This window comes from Azoarcus sp. TTM-91, from assembly GCF_012911025.1.
Lineage (GTDB): Bacteria > Pseudomonadota > Gammaproteobacteria > Burkholderiales > Rhodocyclaceae > Azoarcus.
Genome location: NZ_WUEI01000206.1, coordinates 1 through 3,767, shown reverse-complemented (window position 1 = coordinate 3,767; position 3,767 = coordinate 1). Strand labels below are relative to the sequence as shown.

General features: G+C 71.2%; 3 protein-coding genes. All 3 read right to left on the bottom strand.

What is annotated here, in order from left to right; genetic code table 11:
- Nucleotides 1-716, bottom strand: a 716-nt coding sequence (locus GRF61_RS23540; protein WP_169153047.1) for a FecR domain-containing protein, incomplete at its 3' end; no start/stop codon positions are given.
- Nucleotides 695-1,195 (bottom strand): sigma-70 family RNA polymerase sigma factor, encoded by a 501-nt coding sequence (locus tag GRF61_RS23535; RefSeq protein ID WP_169153046.1) that lies wholly within the window; start codon nt 1,193-1,195, stop codon nt 695-697. The genes GRF61_RS23535 and GRF61_RS23540, both read right to left, overlap by 22 nt.
- Nucleotides 1,196-1,364: 169 nt before the next feature.
- On the bottom strand, nt 1,365-3,767 hold a 2,403-nt coding region (locus GRF61_RS23530; RefSeq protein ID WP_169153045.1), incomplete at its 5' end, for a TonB-dependent siderophore receptor.

Here is a 3,767-nt window from a genome sequence, read left to right as displayed (position 1 = left end):
GGCATGGGCGGGGAGACGGCGCTGGCGCTGAAGCGGGCCTGCTGGCCGGCTTCCAGCCGCAGCGGCATGCCGCCGTCGGCAGGCTGTATCTCCACCGCATGCTCCAGCACGGTGACGCGGCTGTGGTCGGCGCCGTCGCGGCGCACGCTGAAGCGGGTGCCCAGCGCGCGGATGCGGCCCTCGGCGGTGTGGACGAAGAAGGGGCGCGGCGGCCGGGCGCTGTCCGGCGCGGTCTGCACCAGCAGTTCGCCGGCATGCAGCACGATCCGCCGCTGGGCGGCATCGAACAGCACGTCGGCCGCGCTGGCGCTGGAGAGGAAGAGCTGACCGCCGTCGGCGAGCGGGATGGCGCGGGTTTCGCCGGTGGCGGTGCGGTAGTCGGCGCTCAGCTCGCCGCCCCAGCGGCGCCAGGCCAGCGCACCGCTGGCGGGCAGGGTGAGGGCGAGCACGATGCTCTTGACGAGGGCGCGGCGGCTGCGCTGGCGCGGCCGGTCCAGCGTGGCGTGGCCCAGCTCCGCCGGCAGGCTGCCGAAGCGCTGGGCCAGGGATTCCGCCGCCTGCCAGGCGCGTTCATGGCGCGGGTCCTGCTCGCGCCAGCGTTGCAGGGCGCGGCGGCCGGCGTCGTCCAGCTCGCCGGCGTGCAGCTTCACCAGCCAGTGCGCGGCCTGGTTCACCACGCCGGTGTCGGCCGGGCTCAGAGCAGCGCGGCCAGGCATTGGGCGAATCCGGCATGCATGTGGCGCTTCACCGTGCGCAGCGACAGGCCCAGCTGCTCGCCGATGGCGGCGTAAGTCAGGCCGTCGAGCTGGGACAGCAGGAAGACGCGGCGGGTGGTGTCGGGCAGGGCATCCAGCAGGCTGTCGATGTGGAACAGGGTTTCGAAGATGGCCAGCCGCTCTTCCGGCGAGGGCGCCAGCGCTTCCGGCATGGCGGCCAGTGCGTCCAGGTAGGCCTGCTCCAGTTCGCGGCGGCGGAAGTGGTCCACCATCAGGCCGTGGGCGACGGTGCGCAGGTAGGCGCGCGGGGTGTGGAAGGCCTCCTGGCGGCGGGCGGTGATCAGCCGCAGGAAAGTGTCCTGGGCAAGGTCGGCGGCCTGGTGGGAGCAGCCCAGCTTGCGGCGCAGCCAGGCTTGCAGCCAGCCGTGGTGGTCGCGGTAGAGGGTGCCGATGACGTCGGCGGAGGCGGCGGAGCTCACGGTGGGCGTTCCAGCAATGGGCGGAGGCTGGCTGACCGCGAGGCGGGGTGGCTGGCCAGCTTAGTTAAGAATGGTTCTCATTTTTAATCCGTAAGCCGATTGGCGTCAATCCGTAGCGTGTTTGCACCGGCATGCGGCCGCCGCAGGACGGCCGCATGCACCTGCGGCATCAGAAGGTGTAGCGCGCGGTGAGGCGGACGCGGCGCGGGTCGCCGAAGATGTCGTAAGGGTAGTACGTGCCCACGGCGATGCTGCGGTAGTACTTGCGGTCGAACAGGTTGTCGACGTTGAGCTGGAAGTCCAGCTGGCGGCTGGCCTGGTAGCCGGCGATGAGGCCGGCGATGGCGTAGGCCTTCTGCTCCGAGTGCCAGCCGTTGCTGTCGGAGCGGATGCGGCTCTGCTGCTGCAGGTTGCCGCCGATGCGCCAGCGCTGCAGCTCGCCCGGCAGGCGGTACAGGGTGGTGAGCTTGAACTGCTGCACCGGCACGCGGGTGTTGAAGGTCCGGCCCTCGTTGCTGGCGGTGGCGTCGCGCAGGTAGCGGGCGCGGGCGTAGCTGTAGCCGGCGCCGATCTGCCAGTTGGGGGTGAGCGCGCCTTGCAGCTCCAGGTCCACGCCTTCGCTGCGCACCAGGCCGGAGGCCTCGGAGCAGGCGGTGGCGGGATAGCTGGGGCAGCTGCTCTGGTCATCCAGCTGGCGGGCGCGGTTGGTCTGGTTGATCTGGAAGAGGGCGGCGCTGGCGTTGAGCGCGCCGCCGAAGTATTCGCCCTTGATGCCCAGCTCGTAGTTCTCGCCGACGACGGGTTCCAGGACCTTGCCGTCCACGCCGCGCGCGGTCTGCGGCTTGAAGATGTCGGTGTAGCTGGCGTACACCGAGTGCTGCGCGTCGAGGTCGTAGATCAGGCCGGCGTACTGGGTGAGGTTGCGGGTGATGCGGTAGCCGTCGTCGCCGCGGCGGTTGTCGTAGTCGTACCAGTCCTCGCGGGCGCCGACGATGAGCTTGAGCGGATCGGCCAGGCTGAAGCGGGCGGTGAGGTAGACGCTCTTCTGGGTGGTGATGTCGTGGGCGCCTTCGCCGCTGGCGTCATAGGCCGGCTTGGGGAAGCTGCGTGGGTTCCAGGTGTAGGGATCGACGGTGCCGGGCAGGTAAGCGCCGTAGTAGTCGTAGGTGTTGTAGTCCAGCCGGCGGCGGCTCAGGCCGGCGACCAGTTCGTGGCGGCGGCCGAGGAAGTGGAAGGGGCCGCTGGCGTAGAGGTCCAGCGCGCTCTCCTCCTGGTCCATCTTCTGCGCCCACAGGAAGCGCCTGCCGGCCCACACCGAGGTGGCCAGCACGTCGACCTTGGTGAGGGCGTAGCTCGCGCCCAGGCGCAGCACCCATTCATTGTCGAAGTGGTGTTCCAGCGTGGCGAAGGTGCCGTTGCTGCGCGACTTGTTGTATTCCCAGTCGGCGCCGATGAAGGTGGAGCGGGAGACATCCAGGTGGCTGCCGTCGCTGTTGGCGGGCAGGCCGCCCCACATGAAGTTGGAGTAGTCGTACTGGCTGAAGGCGCCCAGCGTCAGCGTGGTGGCGGCGCCGAGGTCGGCCTCGGCCACCGCGTAGAAGTTGTCGTGGTTTTCCTGCTGGGCGTCGCGGAAGCTGCGGGCGTCCTGCTTGCCGGCGACGAAGCGGCCGCGCAGGGTGCCGCTCTCGTTCAGCGCGCCGCCGACGTCGGCGCTGACGCCGTATTCGTCCCAACTGCCGACGGTGGCGGAGACCGAGGCCTGGAAGTCGCGGGTGGGGCGCTTGCGCACCAGGTTGAGCGCGGCGGAGGGGTTGCCGGCGCCCTGCGCCAGGCCCGCGGCGCCGCGCACCACTTCCACCCGGTCGTACATGGCGAGGTTGGCCTGGGCGCTGGGGATGTAGCCCATCACCGCGCTGGGGAAGCCGTCGTGCATCACCGTGTCCACCTCGAAGCCGCGGGCGCTGTAGCTGGGGCGGGCGACGCCGCCGGCATTGCTGAGGAAGAGGCCGGGCGTGGCCTGCACCGCGTCGTTGATGCTGGTCATCGCCTGGTCGTCCATGCGCTGGCGGGTGATGACGGTGACCGACTGCGGCGTCTCGCGCAGCGACAGCGGCAGCTTGGTGGCGGTGCGCATGCTGGCGGTGGTGTAGGACTCGCTGTGCTCGGTGGTGCCGTCGCTGTCCGCCTGCGAGGTGACGGTGACCGGCGCCAGCACGCGGGTTTCGCCGCTGGCCGGGGCGGCGCGCAGCAGGTAGGCGCCGCTGTTGCCCGGCACTGCCTCCAGGCCGGTGCCGGCGAGCAGGCGGGCAAGGCCCTCGGCCACGCTGTAGCTGCCTTCCAGCCCGTTGCTGCGGCGGTCGGCTATCAGCGCCGGCGGCATGGCGATGCTGATGCCGGCGCTGCCGGCGAAGCTCGCCAGCGCCTCGTCGACCGGGCCGGCGGCGATGCGGTAGTGGCGCTTGGTGTCCTGGGCCCGGGTGACGTCGATGGACGCGGGCGCGTTCTGGGCGAGCGCCGGGCCGGCGGCCAGGCTCAGGCCGACGAGGGCGAGGCGGAGCTGGCGGGCGAGGCG